Source organism: Paraburkholderia lebeckiae, from assembly GCF_050436225.1.
GTDB lineage: Bacteria > Pseudomonadota > Gammaproteobacteria > Burkholderiales > Burkholderiaceae > Paraburkholderia > Paraburkholderia tuberum.
Genome location: NZ_JBNDLU010000002.1, coordinates 3,836,527 through 3,853,863 on the forward strand (window position 1 = coordinate 3,836,527; position 17,337 = coordinate 3,853,863).

The following is a 17,337-nucleotide window of genomic DNA, read 5'->3' on the forward strand; positions in this document are numbered from 1 at the left end:
ACGGTCTGCGGGACAAGCGTGCCGGAGCGGCGTGCAACATTTTTGGGAAGTAAGGCGAGATTCTAACGCCAAAACGGACCCGAAAGTGAGTTATCCACAGGGACCGATCGCCTTGTCCGGCAAACCCCGGCTGCACCGGACGACGGCTAAACTATTGACGGCCAACGGAAAAGCAGTTTAAATAGCGGGTTCCGCGAAAACCAATTTCAGCGAACCACCGGCCATTGCGCTTTCCAGCGATGATCGCGCGGTTTTTTTCGATCAAGTGAGAGCAACATGAAACGTACTTACCAACCTTCCGTTACCCGTCGCAAGCGCACCCATGGCTTCCGCGTTCGCATGAAGACCGCTGGCGGCCGCAAGGTCATCAACGCACGTCGCGCGAAGGGCCGCAAGCGCCTCGCGATCTAAGGCAAGCGGATTGCGCGCTGTGACCGAAGCCTGCGGCGAAGCGGGAGCGGCCGGGGCGCAGCAACCGGGCTCGGTTCCGTTGCGAGCGCAAGCCGCCTTCCCCAAAGCCGCAAGGCTGCTAAAAACGGATGAATTTTCATCCGTTTTTCGTTTGCGGCCGTGGCGCCGTACCGCTCACTTCGTTGTGTACGGCCGGCCCACCGGCAACGAGGCGCGTCTTGGCCTCGTGATCGGTAAGAAGTATGCGCCGCGCGCGGCCACGCGGAATCTGGTGCGCCGGATCGCGCGCGAAGCCTTCCGGCTGCGTCGCGCGGAATTCGGCGGTTGGGATGTGCTGCTGCGTCTACACACGCGTTTCGACAAAAAAGCTTTGCCGAGCGCGTCGTCGTCGCCGTTGAAGGCGCTGTGCCGCAGCGAAATCGAGGCGCTGCTCGACAAGGCAGCGCGCGAAATTACCCGTCGTCAGGTGCCGCCCGCGGAGGCGCCCAGGACGGAATGACGCAGTGACCGCCCGCACCACGGTCGCCGCAGCGGGCGTTGCGCCGGCAGCTTCAGAGCGCGGGCGTCGTCCTGTACTTCACGTTGCGCGGCGCCATACCGCCGCACCAGTCATGCAAACGGTTCTCTTCGCTTTATTGCGCTTTTACAAGCTTGCCGTGAGCCCCATGCTCGGCAACCGGTGCCGTTTTTACCCTTCCTGCTCTGATTACGCGCGCGAGGCAATCCAGTATCATGGCGCCGCGCGCGGGACTTATCTCGCCGTGAGGCGTGTTTGCCGCTGCCACCCGTTTTCCGCGGGCGGCATCGATCTCGTCCCGCCACCCACTTCTGAAAAGCGCTGACGCGCCGTTCCATCGACACTGAGACAACGCATGGATATCAAACGCACCGTCCTATGGGTCATCTTTTTCATGTCAGCTGTCATGCTGTTCGACAACTGGCAACGCGACCACGGACGCCCGTCGATGTTCTTCCCGAGCACGACGCCGACCCAGACCGCCGGCAGCGCCGCGCCGGGCACCACGACACCGGGCACCCAGCCGGCCGATCTGCCGGCCACCAACGCGGCCGCGCCGGGCAACGCGCCAGCGGCCGAGCAATCGCAGCTCGTGAAGTTCGGCACCGACGTCTATAGCGGCGAAATCGACACCCGCGGTGGCACATTGTCGCGCCTGTCGCTCGTCAAGCAGGGCGACGGCAAGCAGCCAGATTTCGTGATCACGCTGTTCGACAAAACGAACAATCACACGTATCTGGCGCGCACTGGCCTGCTCGGCGGTGACTTCCCGAATCACAACGACATCTTTACGCTGATGCCGAATCAGCCGACCCATCTGGCCGACGGCCAGAACTCGTTCCAGATGAGCTTCGAGTCGCCGGAAAAGGGCGGCCTCCGGGTCATCAAGACGTATACGTTCACGCGCGGCAGCTACGTGATCGGCGTCGAGACGAAGGTCCAGAACGTCGGCACCACGCCGGTGACGCCGCAACTCTATATGGAACTCGTGCGCGACGACCAGCCGGTCGAAACGCCGCGCTTCTCGCACACGTTCATCGGACCGGCTGTCTACACGAACGAGCATCACTTCCAGAAGATGACGTTCAGCGATCTCGACAAGAACAAGCAGAACTTCGCGACGTCGGCCAACGACGGCTGGGTCGCGATGGTCCAGCACTACTTCGCGTCGGCCTGGATTCCGCAGGAAGGCGTGAAGCGCGAGTTCTACGCCGAGAAGATCGATCCGTCGCTGTATCGCGTCGGCATGAAGGAGGCGATGCCGACCATCCAGCCGGGCCAGACCGTCAGCGTGTCCGCGCGTCTGTTCGCCGGTCCGGAAGAAGAAAAGATGCTCGCAGGTATCGCGCCGGGTCTCGATCTGGTGAAGGACTACGGCTGGGTCACGATCATCGCGAAGCCGCTGTTCTGGCTGCTGTCGAAGATCCACAGCTATGTCGGCAACTGGGGCTGGTCGATCGTGCTGCTCACGGTGCTGATCAAGGCGGTGTTCTTCCCGCTGTCGGCCGCGAGCTACAAATCGATGGCGCGCATGAAGGCGATCACGCCGCGCATGCAGGCGCTGCGCGAGCGTTTCAAGGGCGATCCGCAGAAGATGAACGCGGCGCTGATGGAGCTGTACAAGACCGAGAAGGTCAATCCGTTCGGCGGCTGTCTGCCGGTCGTGATCCAGATTCCGGTGTTCATCTCGCTGTACTGGGTGTTGCTGTCGTCGGTGGAAATGCGCGGCGCGCCATGGATTCTATGGATCCAGGATCTGTCGCAGCAGGACCCGTACTTCATCCTGCCGGTCCTGATGGCCGTGTCGATGTTCCTGCAGACCCGCTTGAACCCGACTCCGCCGGACCCAGTTCAGGCGAAGATGATGATGTTCATGCCGATCGCGTTCTCGGTGATGTTCTTCTTCTTCCCCGCAGGTCTCGTGTTGTACTACGTCGTAAACAACGTGCTGTCGATCGCGCAGCAGTATTACATCACGCGGATGATGGGCAGCTCGAAGGCGAAGCCGGCCTGATGTTCCGTCCGGCGGCGGCCCGCAGGGCCGCCTTGACGCAAGCTGAAAACGAAAAGCCGCCCGGTGCGAACCGGGCGGCTTTTTTTATGGTGCGGTTGAAGAAAATGCGGCGGGCGGCTGCGCTTGAGTTTCGTCGTTCACTCTTCGTCGGAATCTTCGCCGTAAAAACGCACGATCATTTCCTCGACCAGATTCCGGTCCTTCGGGGTCAACGATGCGATCTTCGAAGCGAGTTCGATCGTTTCGGGTGTCGGCGGATATTTTTCGCCACGTGCCATCGGTCGTGCGCTGGCGCCGGGCGGTGGTCCGTAATGGAGCCAGTGCTCCTTGACGTTCAACCATTCGGCGAGGGTCCGCAACTTGTCCGGCTTCGGAATCGTCGTGCCCGTCAGCCATTTGTGTGCGGTCTGGGGCGTCACGGGCCGCTCGCCGTAATAGCGAAGATTGAATTGCTCGGCGAGTTTGGTCCCGCCGCGGATTTTCAGCGGCTCGAGCAGATCCTTCAGCCTCTTGGCGAAGGCGGCTTTTTCTTTGTCGGTCGGCATGGGCCAGATTGTGCAATTCAGAGTTCAGCCAGTTGACAACCGATCAAGCTTTGCTTTCTCTTATTTGAGATAGTTTTAGCTTGCAGCGCGCGCCCCATAACGCGTTGCGCGAATTTGATTTTTTTCATCTCTCGATTGCCAGGCTTGGCTTTGCCCGAACTGCAGTTCCTGCCGAGTCTCAACTGTTCCTAAGTAGGGCGGTAATGATCCTAGCTTAATTGGGATAAATCCGAGTTGTTCAAACGAAAGGTGCAAACGGGCACGTCATCCGCTTCGCGTCCTGGTCGCCAGCCCTTCAGTGCGAGGCGCGCGCGTTACAATGCCTCGCGCCGGCTCGACCGACGCGGCCCTGCCCTGCCCCTCCCGTTTCGCCCGACTTCACATGCTCACGACCGACTCCGATTCCATCGTTGCCATTGCTACCGCGCCCGGCCGGGGAGGCATCGGCGTCGTGCGGATTTCGTTCGGCCGCGCTGGCGCGGCGGCGGCCCAGCCGTTGATGCAGGCCCTCACCGGCCAGACGCTCGCGGCGCGTCACGCGAGCTACGTGCCGTTTCTCGACGCGAGCGGCAATCCGCTCGATCGCGGCATCGCGCTGTACTTTCCGGCGCCGCATTCGTACACCGGCGAGCACGTGCTTGAACTGCAAGGCCATGGCGGCCCGGTCGTGCTGCAATTGGTCCTGCAGCGCTGCATCGACGCCGGCCGCGCGTTCGGTCTACGGCTCGCCGAGCCCGGCGAATTCACGCGTCGCGCGTTTCTGAACGACAAGCTCGACCTCGCGCAGGCCGAGGCCGTCGCCGATCTGATCGAGGCGAGCACCGAGGCCGCCGCGCGTTCGGCCGGCCGCTCGCTCGACGGCGCGTTCTCGCGCGACATCCACGCGCTGGTCGAAGAGGTGATCACGCTGCGGATGCTGGTCGAAGCGACGCTCGACTTCCCGGAAGAGGAAATCGACTTCCTCGAAGCCGCCGACGCGCGCGGCAAGCTCGCGCGCATACGCGAGCGTCTCGCGCACGTGCTGAGCGAGGCGCGCCAGGGTGCGTTGCTGCGCGAGGGTCTGTCGGTCGTGCTGGCGGGGCAGCCGAACGTCGGCAAGTCGTCGCTGCTGAACGCGCTCGCCGGCGCCGAACTCGCGATCGTCACGCCGATCGCCGGAACGACGCGCGACAAGGTCGCGCAGACGATCCAGATCGAAGGCATCCCGCTGCACGTGATCGATACGGCCGGCCTGCGCGAGACCGAGGACGAGGTCGAGAAGATCGGCATCGAGCGCACCTGGGGCGAGATCGAGCGTGCGGACGTGGTGCTGCATCTGCTCGACGCGCGCGCCGGAATGACGGCCGACGACAAAACGATCGCCGGACGCTTTCCGCGCGGCGTGCCCGTCGTCCGCGTGCTGAACAAGACCGATCTGACAGGGCTCGCGCCCGCAACGCAGGCGCTCGACGCCGACCTCGAACTTAGCGAGGTGCGGCTGTCGGCGAAGAAGGGTGACGGCGTAGCGCTGCTGCGCGACGAACTGCTGCGGATTGCCGGCTGGCAGGCGGGCGCGGAGAGCGTCTATCTCGCGCGCGAGCGGCACCTGATCGCGTTGCGTGCGGCCGACGAGCATCTGGCGACCGCCGCCGCGCATGCGGAACAGAACGCGCAGGCGCTCGATCTGTTCGCCGAGGAATTGCGGCTCGCGCAGGATCAACTGAACTCGATCACCGGTGAGTTCAGTTCGGACGATCTGCTCGGCGTGATTTTCAGCCGATTCTGTATCGGCAAGTAACGCCGAACTTGTGCGTCGGCACAATCGGGCCGTCATATAGCCTCTCGTGGCCGAATCGGCGGCGCCGCTGCGCACGCGAAAATCGCACTCCGTCGACCAAAAACCCATCGGATTTTTGGTACACAACCGGGCAAAGGTTTAAAATCCACGCTGTCCGAGCCTGAACGTACAGCGTCCCCAAAGCATGCCCCGCCTCGCCACTCCGCTCACCGAATCCGAGATCCGCGCGCTCGAACCGCGCGCGACCCGCTACTGCGTCGCCGACGGCAACGGCCTCGTGATCGAGGTCATGACGACCGGCACCAAGGTCTGGCGCTTCCGCTATACGTTGAACGGCAAGCGTCAGCCGCTCGCGACCATAGGCGATTACCGGATGATTTCGCTGCGCGTCGCGCGCGCGAAGGCGCAGAGGTACGCGGCGCTCGTCGCGCAGGGCATCTCGCCGGTCGCCACCGCGCGGCGCGATCGCGGTGCCGAGAGCAAGGCCGACGTGCTGCGCGAAGCGGCCGAGCTTTATCTCGCGACGGCGCTGGCCGGCAAGTCGGATGAATATCGCCGCACCACGCGGCGCGCGCTCGACAAGGACGTGCTGCCCGCGATCGGCAACAAGCCGATCGGCGCGGTCACCGCTGACGACGTCGTCGCGATCTGCGAGCGCATCAAAAGCCGCGGCTCGCCGAAAATGGCGCTGCACACGCGCAACGTCGTGAAGCGCCTGTACGCATACCTGATCGGGCGCCAGCTCGCGACCAGCAATCCCGCGGAAGTCGTACCGGCGCGCTCGATCGCGACCTTCGACAGCCGCACCCGCGTGCTGTCCGGCGCCGAGATCGGTGTCATGCTGCGCACGATCGACACATCCAATATCCGCCGTCCGCTGAAGCTCGCGCTGCATCTGCTGGTGCTGACGATGGCACGCAAATCGGACCTCGTCGAATCGACATGGGCCGAGTTCGATCTCGACAACGCGCTGTGGACGATCCCCGCCGCGCGCCTGAACGCGCGCCTGAACGCGCGCGAGGACCGCGTCGTCCGTCTGCCGCGTCAGGCGGTTGCGCTGCTGCGCGAGCTGCAGCGCGGGCGCACCAGCGAGACGTTCGTGTTCCCGAGCGTCAGGGGCGACGATCGGCCGATCGCGAAAAGCACGCTGAACCAGGCAGTCAAGGCATTGGGGCTCGACGTGGAGCATTTCGTGCTGCATGACTTTCGTCGCACCGCGTCGTCGCATCTGCGCGACATGGAACAGCAATCAGCCGCGGGGGGCGATATCGCGAAGCATGAAGCAACCGACGAAGCGGCGTGGCAGCGTCGCATGCTTCAGAGTTGGGCGGAACTTTGTCGATAGCCAGATGGAAGTCGCGCGGCAGACGGCGAACGGGACGGCTTGACGGCTTTGTCATGGGTTTTGGCGCCATGTGACGCTTGCCGTCAGGCCGGTAACAGGCTGGTACACAGGCTAATGCGAGCTCGCCCAGACGCTAAGCAAATAAAGGAAAAATCATCAAAAAAACAGGTTTCCAAACCGGGCGCAAATGCGCCTTTTTTCGCTTCTCTGGACCGTTTGACATCGTCGTTCTTTCCCCGCTTCCTTCGCCTACACTGAGAGATGGATGCAAGCCGATACGGAGGTTCCGATGCCTGAATCAATGCTCGCCTATCTGATGGGGCCCGCCGTCATGCTGGTGGTCGGCTTTGCCATCTGGATGATGTCGCGTCACCGCGACCCGTCCAGGCCGCCCAGGCTTGAGCGCTGGCTCGACACGCATTACGCGGAGTGGCTGCATCACAAGCATTAAGCCGTGCCTCAAATGGAAAAGGCCGTCGCATTGGGCGACGGCCTTTTTGTCTGCGCGTTGTTCGGCTGAATCATCCGCGCATCAGAGCCGTGCCGCGCTCACCACTGCGGCTCGGGTTGCGGTTGCGCGTAGCCGTACCGTCCGGGCGGCGGTGCGCCGCACGCGACATAGGCGCGCTGATACTGGTCGTAACAATATCCGGGCGGCGGTGCCGCGTAAGCCGGCGCGGGCTGGTACGCAGGCTCGGCATAGACCGGCTGCGGATACGCGACCACCGGCGCCGGCGTCAACGCCGAGGTGACCACCGCGCCCAGCACCGCGCCGCCAATCAGCGCACCCACCACATCACCGCCGTGTCCGTGCGCGGACGCCTGGCCCGCCACCGTCAAACTACCCGCCATTACCAACGCCACTGCGATCTTTTTCATATTGAGCTCCCGCCGTTCAGGCATGGACGAATTGTCGCCGGCGCGCGCGGAAATAGATGCTGCAGTTGGTAACCGGACATTAACTCTGTAACAGGTGCATAACGTTGGACGCGTTAACCCATCGCATTGCGCTGCTTTTGATCCAGGCATCGCGAGGAAGATCGCCGCGCTGGCCTTGATGCGGGCGCCGACTATTATCTGACCAATGGCACTCGTCAACGAGCGCCTCGCCTCCCCGCAAGCGCCGCCGGCGTCGGCCTGCATCGCGCGAAACACGACGGCAAGAATCAGGTGGCCGTGAGCGGCTGAGTCTGGCGCCGCCCTCCTCAACCTTCGGTTTACGCCGCCACGGCGCGCGTATAGCGCTCAGCCGGCGCGCTGCGCGACAGATTCGGCTGCAGATGCAAACGCGCGCTGTTCAGACGCTCCCAGTCGGCGGCATCGGGCAACGACGGGATCGTCACCAGCTCGCCCTGGTCGAGACCGACAAGCGCCGCGTCGACCATGTCCTCGGCGCTCATCACGATCTGCGAAGGCAGGTTCTCGACCGCGAGACCCGCGCGATCCCAGAAGGCGGTGCTCGTCGCGCCCGGCAGCACCGCTTGCAGCCGCACGCCCTTGTCGCCCACCTCGTGATGCAGCGACTGCGTGAGGTTCAACACGTACGCCTTGGTGCCGCTATAGGTGCCGTTCAGCAATTCCGGCGCCAGCGCGACGATCGATGAGATATTGATCACCGTACCGGCGCCGCGCGCGATGAAGCCCGGCAACACTGCCGCCGTCAGGCGCGTGAGCGAGGTCACGTTCAGCTCGATCATCTGCTCGAGTTCATCGATGTCGGAGTCGATCAGCGCCGCGGTCGCGCCGACGCCCGCGTTGTTGACCAGCATCGTGATGCCGCGCTCGGCGCGCAACTGGATCTCGATGCGGCGCACGTCGGCCTTGTCGGTCAGATCGGCGCTGACGGTGCTCACGCGGCGGCCCGTTTCCTTCGTCAGCCGGTCGGCGAGGCTGCTGAGGCGCGCGCCGTCGCGCGCGATCAGCAGCAGGTCGTAGCCGCGTCGCGCGAGCCGGTCCGCGTAGACTGCGCCGATACCCGACGATGCGCCCGTGACCACCGCCGTACCCTTGCCTTCGTTCGAATTGCCTTGTACGCCCTTGTCTGCCTGCGTTGCCATTGAAGCTCTCCTTGCGGGCTGCGCATGATGCGGCCGCCCTGTCCGGTGAATGGGACCATCCGTGAACTCGCCGCCTGGCGGCTTTGCGCTGATACGGCGGTGTTGACGAGCTGAGTTTAGGCGCGTACCGTTTTGTCTCAAATGTCGTATTTACCTCGTTTAAGGACATCACATATGAAACGCATCGGCGTGGTGGTCTTTCCGGGCTTTCAGATCCTCGACATGGTCGCGGTATCGATTTTCGAACTCGCCAATCAGGACACCGACGAGCCCGCGTACGACGTCGCGGTGATCTCCGAGCACGGCGGCATGGTGCGCAGCTCGGCGGGCGTCGAGGTCGCGACGCGGCCGTTCGGCGATCCCGCCTACGACACGGTGATCGTCACCGGCGCGATGGAGATCGCGCCGTCGTCGCCGGGGCTGCTCGCGTTTCTGAACGACGCCCTCGCCGCCTCGCGCCGCACCGCAAGCATCTGCACCGGTGCGTTCGTGCTCGCCGAAGCGGGCATCCTCGACGGCCGCCACGCGACTACGCACTGGGCGCATGCGCGCGATTTACAACGGCGCTTTCCGCGCGCGCGGGTCGACGAGGACCGTATCTTCATCGTCGACGGCTCGGTGTGGACGTCGGCCGGCATGACCGCGTGTATCGATCTGTGCCTCGCGCTCGTCGAGAACGACCTCGGCGTCGCGGTTTCGCGCGCGATCGCGAAAAAGCTCGTGGTCTATCACCGGCGCACCGGCGGGCAATCGCAGTACTCCGCGATGCTCGATCTCGAACCGAAATCCGATCGGATCCAGAACGCGCTGTCGTATGCGAAGAGCCATCTGCGCGAGCCGCTGACTGTCGAGCAACTCGCCGACGTCGCGCATCTGAGCCCGCGCCAGTTCAGCCGCGCGTTTCGCGACGAGACGCGCCAGTCGCCGGCCCGCGCGATCGAGGCGCTACGTGTCGAAGCGGCTCGCACAATGCTCGAAACCGGCCGTCATTCGATCGAAACCGTCGCAGCCGACACTGGCTTCATCGACCCCGAGCGGATGCGGCGCGCGTTTTTGCGCGCGTTCGGCCAGCCGCCTCAAGCGATCCGGCGTGCCGCACGCGTGGCGTAAGCGTTCGGGGAGAGAATAGGAAACCCGCGGTGCGAAGCTACGCAAAAAACAGTATCCCGCTCGACCCGTGAATCGAACCCAGCCCAAATGAAAGGAAACGCGATGAGCTACAACGACAGCAACCCGTTCGCCAAAATCTTGCGCGGCGAACTACCGTGCATCAAGGTGGCCGAAAACGACCAGGCGCTGGCTTTCATGGACTTGATGCCGCAAGCCGACGGCCATCTGCTCGTCGTGCCGAAGGAAGCGGTCGCGGAAATTTTCGATCTGTCGGATGCGGCGCTCGTCGCGTCGACGCGCATGGCGCAAAGGCTTGCGATCGCGGTGCGCGCGGCACTGCGTCCTGACGGCGTGTTCATCGGCCAGTTCAACGGCGCGGCGGCGGGACAGACAGTGCCGCACGTCCACTTCCATGTGATTCCGCGCTGGGAAGGCCAACCGCTGAAGCTGCATGCGCGCGAGGTCGCCGATCCGGACACGCTCGAGGCGCTCGCCAAACGGATTCGCGCGCACTGGCGCGCCCATTGACGCGCGACGCGAGGGCTGCCGACGCAACATCGCGCCCCACATTACGGTCACGCCCGGTAACAACTGTAAAAGCCGTTGAAACCACCGATTGGCGCGTCGCGACTAGACTGCTATTGCCTTGTGTTCAAGGCATTGAGTGTGGATCTCTTTTTTCAGCCTGCCCCTGTGGCAGACTTTTTTTTCTTTGGGACCCGCTTCGCAATCTCAGAGCCGCTTGCGCGAACGGCGTAGCGGATGCCGCCAGTCGATGCGTCGGGGACGCGCTGGCAACGGCCGTCCGTCGTGCAGGTCTCGATGCTCCTGCCACAGTTCGTCGGAAAAAAGAAACATGACGATCAGCAGCGGAACGACCAGAAAAATCCCGAGTATTACGTGCTCGTTCACGATAGCCTCCAATGTCGGAGATTCGTTTTCATTGTAGAGCACCGCCTGTACCCGCATGTCGGCTCAACGAAGATCGACTTGGATTCAGGCGGCACGCGAAGGGTACATCGCACTACGATTGCGCCCCCTCGCCTGTCCATGTGCCTTTGCGCCGCGCGGCTTTTTTCGTGCGTTTTCGGCAATGGCGCGTTGCAAGCGTGTCACCGAAACCCGTGATAGACGGCTGGCACTGTTTATTTTCTGCACCTGCCGCGTTATTGCGCATCGCAGCTTTTGCCTGCGGATTGACTTTGTGTGCGATGCACAAACCATTGATTAAATTGTATTAAATTTCTTAATTGACGCTACGCGTTTACGTGAATGCGCGCGCAAAGCTTTACCAGTTAAAGCCATGCAAGGATCGGCTTTTTAGTTATTCGTTTCATTGCCATTCGATCACGCGCGTGCTCAAGCTTTGATTAGCTTCGACAGGAGGTGCGACAATTCGCCACTGTTGCGACCGCACACAAGATGTGCTTGTCGTTTTCATCGGTTCTCCTAGAGTGCGAGATGCGGGTCCACCGTTAAAGTTAAATACATAGCTAACCGAGATTTTTTTCGGCCCGCCCGGAGGAACGAATGAAAACTCGAATTGCCGTTGTTTTCGCCATCGCGGGTTTGGCTGCCGCTAGCGTTCAGGCGCAAGACGTCGTGATCAAGCCGCAGCAAACGATCCAGTTCAAGGCCAATGCCTATGGCTGCGTATCGAAGGACAAGCTCGATGCCGCCGATCACCACGCGCAAGCCGGTGAACAGCAGCAGATGCAGGAATTCTTCTCCGGATATCAATGCGTGTCGACTCCGACCGACTCGAGTTTCCGCGTGGTGCGCGTGGTCGGCCACGACGTCGAGTTCGTGAATTCAGCCAACAGCGATACCGAGGGGCTCTGGGCGAACGACCGATTCATCAAGCAATAAGTACAACACCGGTATTCCGGCAAAAGCCGGAATACGGTCGCATGCGTATCCGCTGCGGCTTTAAAAGTCGCAGGCGTGAACGCGTGAGCTAAAAGAGACGGCTTGGGCATTCCGATGCCAAGCCGTTTTTTATTGCTATTGATACTTGCCAGGCTTCAACTGCAATAAAAAAGCCGATGCGGATTTTATCGACCCGCATCGGCAGTACGCCTTCTCGCAAAGCGCAGGAAACCGGCCACGAGCAACGGCGCGTCAGTGCACGCGCTTGCTGCGGCGGAACTGGTCGAACAGAACCGCGAGCAGCAGGATGCCGCCGCGAATCAGATACTGATAGAACGTCGGCACGTTCAGCAGGCTCATGGCGTCCTGCACGGAGCCCATGATCAGCACGCCGACCAGCACGCCGGAGATCGTCGCGACACCTCCCGTCAGCGACACACCACCGAGCACGCACGCGGAAATCACGCCGAGCTCGAGCCCGACCGACGTCTTCGGATCGCCGAGGCTCATGCGCGACGCGAGCATCACGCCCGCGAAGCCGGTCACGAGGCCTTGCAGCACGAACACGGTGATCTTGATCCGCGTGACGGGTAGCCCCGCGAGCACAGCCGCTTCGCTATTGCCGCCGACGGCCAGCACGTTCTTGCCGAACACGGTCTTTTTCAGCAGGAAGCCGAACAGAACGAAGCCGACGATGTTGCTCCAGATCGGATAAGAAATGCCGAGGAATGAGCCGCCGCCGAGATCGAAAAAGCGCTCCTCGGAGATCATCACCGCGTCGCCGTTCGACGTGATGTACGCGAGGCCGCGCACGACCTCCATCATCGCGAGCGTGACGATCAGCGAGTTGATCTTGTAGCGTGCCACCAGCGTGCCGTTGACGAGCCCGACCGCGCCGCCCGCGAGCACGCCGGCCGTGATGCCGACTAACACGCTGTGCGTCGCGGTGATCAGCACGGAAGCCACCACGCCCGAAAACGCGACGATCGACGCCACCGACAGGTCCACCTCGCCGAGCGCGAGCACGAACATCATCGTGACGGAGATCGAGCCGATCAGCGTGACCGACAGCAGCAGGCCCTGGATATTGCGCGTGCTCAGAAAGTCTGGGACCGTGAACGACAGCACCGCGAACAGGATGACGAACACCATCACGATGCCGGACTTGTTAATGAGGTCCCAGATGCGCGCGGCGCGCGCGGTCAAGCCCACGGAGGCGACGGCGGGGGTCGAGGAATCGGTGGAAGGTGTATTCATGATGTCTGTTCCATTCAATGCCGTTTTCGTTGCGGTATTCGGTAAGAGGTCTGGTGGCGCGATCCGTTGGGCGATCAGCGCGGCAATGCCAGCTTGATCAGCGCATCCGGCGTGGCCTGCGCCTTCGGCAGATCGCCGACAATGCGGCCTTCCTTCATCACGATCACGCGATCGGTCACGCCGATCACCTCGGCGAGATCGCTCGACACGACGATGACCGTGCGGCCTGCCTCGGCGAGCCCATACAGCAGTCCATAGATCTCGCTGCGCGCCCCGACGTCGATGCCGCGCGTCGGCTCGTCCATCAGGAACACGTCGATCTCTTCGGCGAGCCAGCGCGACAGGATCACCTTCTGCTGATTGCCGCCGGACAGCGTGCCGATCGGCGTATCGCCGTTGCGCGTCTTGATCGCGAGCTTGCCGATGAACTCACGCGTGGTCTGCGCTTCCTTGCGGCTGTTGAGCACGTTGAAGCGGCTGAAGTGGCGGCGGCAGCTGATGTTCAGGTTGTCCGACACCGACGCGATCGACACGATGCCTTCCTGCTTACGATCCTCGGGACACAGCGCGACACCGGCGCGCACCGCGTCGCGCGGCGTGGCGAACTGCACGCGCTTGCCCTTCAGCGCGACCTCGCCGGCGCTCGGCTTGACCGCGCCGTAGATCAGCTTCATCAACTCGGAGCGGCCCGCGCCGACGAGCCCGAAGAAGCCGACGATCTCGCCCTTGCGCGCCGAAAACGATGCCGGTTCGCGCAGGCCCGGTCCCATCAGGCCGTCGACCTGAAGCTGCACGTCGCCGTGCTCGCGCGCGCGATAGCCGTACACATCGGTGATCGAGCGGCCCACCATGCAGCTGATCAGCCGATCGCGATCGAGTCCCGCGCCGGCCTCGAAAGTGTCGATGCGGCGGCCGTCGCGAAACACGGTGACGCGATCGCACAGTTCGTAGACTTCGTCCATCCGGTGCGTGACGTAGACGATCGCGCGGCCTTCAGCCTTCAGCGCGCGGATGATGCGGAACAGTTGCGTGGTTTCGCGCGACGACAGCGAGCTGGTCGGTTCGTCGAACGCGATCACGCGCGCGTCGCGCATCAGCGCCTTGCCGATTTCGATCATCTGCCGCTGACCGATCGACAGATGCTTGACCTGCTGCGACGGATCGAGCTTTTCGCCGAGCCGTTCGAGCTCACGCATCGCACGCGCGACCAAAGCCTTTTCGTCCAGTACGCCGAAGCGATTCGGCAGGGCGCCGAGCATCAGATTCTCGGCGACCGTCAGCTCCGGCACCAGATGCAGTTCCTGATAGATGATCGCGATGCCCGCGGCGATCGCCGCCTTGGTCGTCGCGAACTGCTGCTCGATGCCGTCGAGCGACAACGCGCCCGAGACAGGATGATTGACGCCGGACAGCACCTTCAGCAGCGTCGATTTGCCGGCGCCGTTTTCGCCCATCAGGCCGTGCACCTCGCCGCGGCGCACTTCGAGCGAGACCTGGTCGAGCGCGAGCACGCCCGGAAAGCGCACGGTGATGCCGTCGAGCCGGAGATAGGGGGCGTCGGATGCGGGCGTCGATGCAGGCGAGGGCGCGAGCGCCGCCTCGCTGGCATGAGACCCGGTGAATAAGGACGTCATCGAAAAACCTCGAACGGATGAAACCTGAGCGGGCCGCGCTCGCGCTAAACGCGAGGCACGAGGCGGCCCGCCGTCTGCTGCGAGAACCTCGCTTAAATACCCAGTTCCTTGCGCACGTCCTGCCAGTTGCCGCGCACCATCAGCTTGCCGGTGGTTTGCGTGTCGGCGGGCGGCTGCTTGCCGTCCTTGATCCACTCGATAAGGTTCTCGGTGCTTTCCTTGCCGTGGTTCGTCGAGCTGACCGCGATCGTGCCGTAGAAGCCCGTCGGTTCCTTCTTCTGGAACTCGGCGAACGCCTCGCCCGCGCCGTTGATGCCGACGCCGATCACGTCCGCGGCCGGAATATGCAGCTGTTCGGTCGCGCGCACGCCGCCAAGCACGCTTTCCTCGTTGAGCGCGAAGATCACCCACTTCTTGATGTTCGGATGCTGCGCGAGCACCGGCGATACCGCGTTGAAGCCGCCTTCGTCGTCGGTGGTTTTCTGCGGCGCGTCGAAGACGTTTTCCTTCTTGAAGCCGCCGGCGAGCAGCGACTGCGTCGCGCCGTCGGTGCGCAGCTTCGCGGTCGGCAGTTCATAGTCCGTGATACGCAGCGCGCCGACTTCCTCAGGCTTCCAGCCGCGGCGCTTGATTTCGTCGGCGATCGCCTGGCCCACCTGGTTGCCGATCTTGAAGGCCGACATGCCGAGGTGCGGCACGTTCGCAAGCGGCTTGCCGGTCGAATCGACCAGCTGGTCGTCGACGGTCACGAACTTCATGTTGTAGCGCTTCGCGCGCGCCTGAATCGCCGGTCCGAGACGCACGTCGGGCGCGCAGATCACGAAGCCTTTCGCGCCTTGCGCGCCGAGGTTGTCGATCGCGGCCAGCACCTTTTCGCCGTCGGGCGTGCCGATGTTGACCACCGAGAATCCGTCCTTCTTACCGAGCGCGGTCGCGGCTTTCTGTTCGTTGATGAACCACGCCTGTTCGGGCATCTTCACGAGGAAGCCGACTTTGAGCGGCTCATCCGCGTGGGCGGACAGTTGTGCGGCGAACGGGGCGGCGAGGGCGGCGGCGGCCATCGCGGTCAGGGTCAAACGGCGAAGCTTGCTGGTCATCTACTGTCTCCTGTGGGTGAAAAGCTGCATTGATGTCGTGTAGTCGCAGCGGGGTAACGCGGGCGGCGTCAGCCGTCGCGCGAATCGGGGCGGATCTGCGCGCGGCATGCCGGGCGGTTCGCGCAAGTCGCGGTGAAAACGGTGGCGCGGCTCATTGCTTGTAGCTCGCCAGGTACGCCGTTTTCGCGGCGGTCCAGAACGCGGCATCGCTCGCGCCATAGGCCGACGCCTTGCGCCCGCCGCCGGGTCCGTGATGCTCGACGGCCGTGGTCGGCAGATTGATCGTGACGAGACCGCTCTGCACGTGGCGGCGAAAATGCCGCGCGCGTTCGAGCGAGCGCGTGCAGATGCCGGCGCACAGTCCGTAGGCGGTGTCGTTCGCGAGATGTAGCGCTTGTTCGTAATCGTCCGCGCGCAGCACGACCGCGAGCGGCCCGAAAATCTCTTCACGCGCGATGCGATGCTCCGATTCGCCAATAAACAGCGCCGGCTCGAAAAAATAGCCGCGCGTCGCGCGCTCCAGTTGCCGCCCGCCGCGCAGCAACTGCGCGCCTTCCTGCTCGCCGACGCGCACGTAGTCGAGGTTGCGTTCGAGCTGCGCGGCGTTCGCCACCGGACCGATATCGGTGCCGTGCTTCAACGCGTGATCGACGGTGAGTTTCGCGAGCTTCGCCTGCAACGCGTCGACGAACGGCGCGAACACCGCGCGTTCGACGATCAGCCGTGCGGCCGCCGTGCTGCGCTGGCCGGTCGCGCTGAAGGCACCGGTGAGCGCCGCGTCGACCGCGCCTTCGAGATCGGCGTCGGCCAGCACGACGAACGAATTCTTGCCACCCATCTCGAGCTGCACGCGCGCCTGGCGCGTCGCGGCGGCCTGCAGCACGCGCGTGCCGGTATCGGACGAACCGGTGAAGCTGATCGCGGCGACGAGCGGATGCGCGACGATGCGCGCGCCGACCTTGCGTCCGCTGCCCATCACGAGATTGAACACGCCGGCCGGCAAGCCCGCGCGACTGACGATCGACGCGAGCGCCGCCGCGCAAGCCGGTGCGGACTCGGCCGGCTTGTAGACGACGCAGTTGCCGTGCGCGAGCGCGGCGCCGATCTTCGCCGCGGCGATCGCGAGCGGCGCGCTCCACGGCGCGATGATGCCGACCACCCCGAGCGGCTCGCGCGTCACGTCGATTTCGACGCCGGCACGCGCCGACGCGAGCGGCTCGACGAACGCGCGCAGCGCCTCGGCCGCGAACAGCTTGAACAGTTGGCCCGCGCGTGTCGCTTCCGCGAGCGCCTCGGGCAATACCTTGCCGACTTCACGCGCCAGCAACCGGGCCAGTTCCTCGCGGCGCGCGAGCATTTCGCTGCCGATCGCGTCGAGCGCGTCGGCGCGGCGCTGCGCGGAGGCGAGCGACCAGTCGCGAAACGCCGCGTGCGCGGCCTCGATCGCGCTGTCGGTCTGCCGCACGTCCGCGCGCACGTATTCGCCGACCGGCTCGTCGAGATCCGATGGATTGAGCGACACGCCCGTGGTCGCGCCCGTCTCCCATCCGCCATTGATGTAATGGCGAAACGGGCTGGCAACGAGGGGGACGAGCGGATCGCGGTTCATCGGCGGGAAAAGGCGCACCGGAAGTTCACAAAAGTCCACGAATGGTATGAGCGGTGCCAATAACTTTCCAATCCCTTTTTAGGCTTATCCGATAT

Annotated in this window: 17 protein-coding genes and 1 pseudogene; 10 read left to right on the forward strand and 8 right to left on the reverse strand. The window is 63.7% G+C overall.

Going from position 1 to position 17,337, the window contains the following annotated elements; all coding sequences use genetic code 11:
* The first annotated feature begins 276 nt into the window (after nt 1–276).
* The 4 genes from rpmH to yidC all read left to right on the forward strand — a co-directional run bounded on the left by rpmH (nt 277) and on the right by yidC (nt 2,942).
* A complete protein-coding gene (rpmH, locus tag OKW45_RS32250; protein WP_004198824.1) occupies nt 277–411 on the forward strand; it encodes a 50S ribosomal protein L34 in 135 nt (44 codons plus the stop codon).
* 19 nt (nt 412–430) lie between these two features.
* Nucleotides 431–910, forward strand: a complete 480-nt coding sequence (gene rnpA / locus OKW45_RS32255; RefSeq protein ID WP_429472981.1) for a ribonuclease P protein component — start codon at nt 431–433, stop codon at nt 908–910.
* A gap of 112 nt (nt 911–1,022) precedes the next feature.
* Complete coding sequence (yidD, locus tag OKW45_RS32260) at nt 1,023–1,253, forward strand: membrane protein insertion efficiency factor YidD (protein WP_167050029.1); 231 nt, start codon at nt 1,023–1,025, stop codon at nt 1,251–1,253.
* Nucleotides 1,254–1,283: 30 nt separating this feature from the next.
* Nucleotides 1,284–2,942, forward strand: a complete 1,659-nt coding sequence (gene yidC / locus OKW45_RS32265; RefSeq protein WP_429472982.1) for a membrane protein insertase YidC — start codon at nt 1,284–1,286, stop codon at nt 2,940–2,942.
* Between the two features lie 137 nt (nt 2,943–3,079).
* Here yidC and OKW45_RS32270 read toward each other — a convergent pair whose 3' ends face one another.
* Nucleotides 3,080–3,487, reverse strand: a complete 408-nt coding sequence (locus OKW45_RS32270) for a helix-turn-helix domain-containing protein (protein ID WP_018418931.1) — start codon at nt 3,485–3,487, stop codon at nt 3,080–3,082.
* Nucleotides 3,488–3,869: 382 nt separating this feature from the next.
* Between OKW45_RS32270 and mnmE the strand changes: the two genes are divergently transcribed.
* The 3 genes and pseudogenes from mnmE (at nt 3,870) to OKW45_RS32285 (ending at nt 7,060) form a co-directional block, all read left to right on the forward strand.
* Nucleotides 3,870–5,264 (forward strand): tRNA uridine-5-carboxymethylaminomethyl(34) synthesis GTPase MnmE, encoded by a 1,395-nt coding sequence (mnmE, locus tag OKW45_RS32275; protein ID WP_018418930.1) that lies wholly within the window; start codon nt 3,870–3,872, stop codon nt 5,262–5,264.
* 184 nt (nt 5,265–5,448) lie between these two features.
* A pseudogene (locus tag OKW45_RS32280) lies at nt 5,449–6,652 on the forward strand (tyrosine-type recombinase/integrase).
* Nucleotides 6,653–6,898: 246 nt separating this feature from the next.
* Nucleotides 6,899–7,060, forward strand: a complete 162-nt coding sequence (locus OKW45_RS32285) for a hypothetical protein (protein ID WP_184002982.1) — start codon at nt 6,899–6,901, stop codon at nt 7,058–7,060.
* Nucleotides 7,061–7,158: 98 nt separating this feature from the next.
* Here OKW45_RS32285 and OKW45_RS32290 read toward each other — a convergent pair whose 3' ends face one another.
* Together OKW45_RS32290 and OKW45_RS32295 are read right to left on the reverse strand one after the other, a co-directional pair.
* On the reverse strand, nt 7,159–7,488 hold the full coding sequence (locus OKW45_RS32290) for a hypothetical protein (protein ID WP_018418927.1): 330 nt from the start codon (nt 7,486–7,488) through the stop codon (nt 7,159–7,161).
* Between the two features lie 338 nt (nt 7,489–7,826).
* Complete coding sequence (locus OKW45_RS32295; RefSeq protein WP_429472983.1) at nt 7,827–8,666, reverse strand: SDR family NAD(P)-dependent oxidoreductase; 840 nt, start codon at nt 8,664–8,666, stop codon at nt 7,827–7,829.
* Nucleotides 8,667–8,840: 174 nt separating this feature from the next.
* Here OKW45_RS32295 and OKW45_RS32300 point away from each other — a divergent pair, with 174 nt between their 5' ends.
* Nucleotides 8,841–9,776 carry a GlxA family transcriptional regulator gene (locus OKW45_RS32300; protein WP_429472984.1) on the forward strand — a complete coding sequence of 312 codons (936 nt, stop codon included), beginning with the start codon at nt 8,841–8,843 and terminating at the stop codon, nt 9,774–9,776.
* A gap of 102 nt (nt 9,777–9,878) precedes the next feature.
* Nucleotides 9,879–10,304, forward strand: coding sequence for an HIT family protein (locus OKW45_RS32305; RefSeq protein ID WP_026225530.1), 426 nt, complete (start codon nt 9,879–9,881; stop codon nt 10,302–10,304).
* Nucleotides 10,305–10,508: 204 nt separating this feature from the next.
* On the opposite strand, the gene OKW45_RS32310 is transcribed toward OKW45_RS32305, so the two are convergent.
* Complete coding sequence (locus tag OKW45_RS32310; RefSeq protein WP_429473399.1) at nt 10,509–10,688, reverse strand: hypothetical protein; 180 nt, start codon at nt 10,686–10,688, stop codon at nt 10,509–10,511.
* A gap of 618 nt (nt 10,689–11,306) precedes the next feature.
* Between OKW45_RS32310 and sap1 the strand changes: the two genes are divergently transcribed.
* Complete coding sequence (gene sap1, locus OKW45_RS32315) at nt 11,307–11,645, forward strand: surface attachment protein Sap1 (RefSeq protein ID WP_018418921.1); 339 nt, start codon at nt 11,307–11,309, stop codon at nt 11,643–11,645.
* 252 nt (nt 11,646–11,897) lie between these two features.
* Here sap1 and araH read toward each other — a convergent pair whose 3' ends face one another.
* The 4 genes from araH to OKW45_RS32335 form a co-directional block, all read right to left on the reverse strand.
* On the reverse strand, nt 11,898–12,902 hold the full coding sequence (gene araH / locus OKW45_RS32320; protein ID WP_026225528.1) for an L-arabinose ABC transporter permease AraH: 1,005 nt from the start codon (nt 12,900–12,902) through the stop codon (nt 11,898–11,900).
* Between the two features lie 74 nt (nt 12,903–12,976).
* On the reverse strand, nt 12,977–14,536 hold the full coding sequence (araG, locus tag OKW45_RS32325) for an L-arabinose ABC transporter ATP-binding protein AraG (protein WP_429472985.1): 1,560 nt from the start codon (nt 14,534–14,536) through the stop codon (nt 12,977–12,979).
* 92 nt (nt 14,537–14,628) lie between these two features.
* Nucleotides 14,629–15,633, reverse strand: a complete 1,005-nt coding sequence (locus tag OKW45_RS32330; protein ID WP_018418917.1) for an arabinose ABC transporter substrate-binding protein — start codon at nt 15,631–15,633, stop codon at nt 14,629–14,631.
* Nucleotides 15,634–15,784: 151 nt separating this feature from the next.
* The gene (locus OKW45_RS32335) at nt 15,785–17,242 is read right to left on the reverse strand and encodes an aldehyde dehydrogenase family protein (protein WP_429473400.1); all 1,458 of its coding nucleotides are present in this window, start codon (nt 17,240–17,242) and stop codon (nt 15,785–15,787) included.
* Between the last annotated feature and the right edge of the window lie 95 nt (nt 17,243–17,337).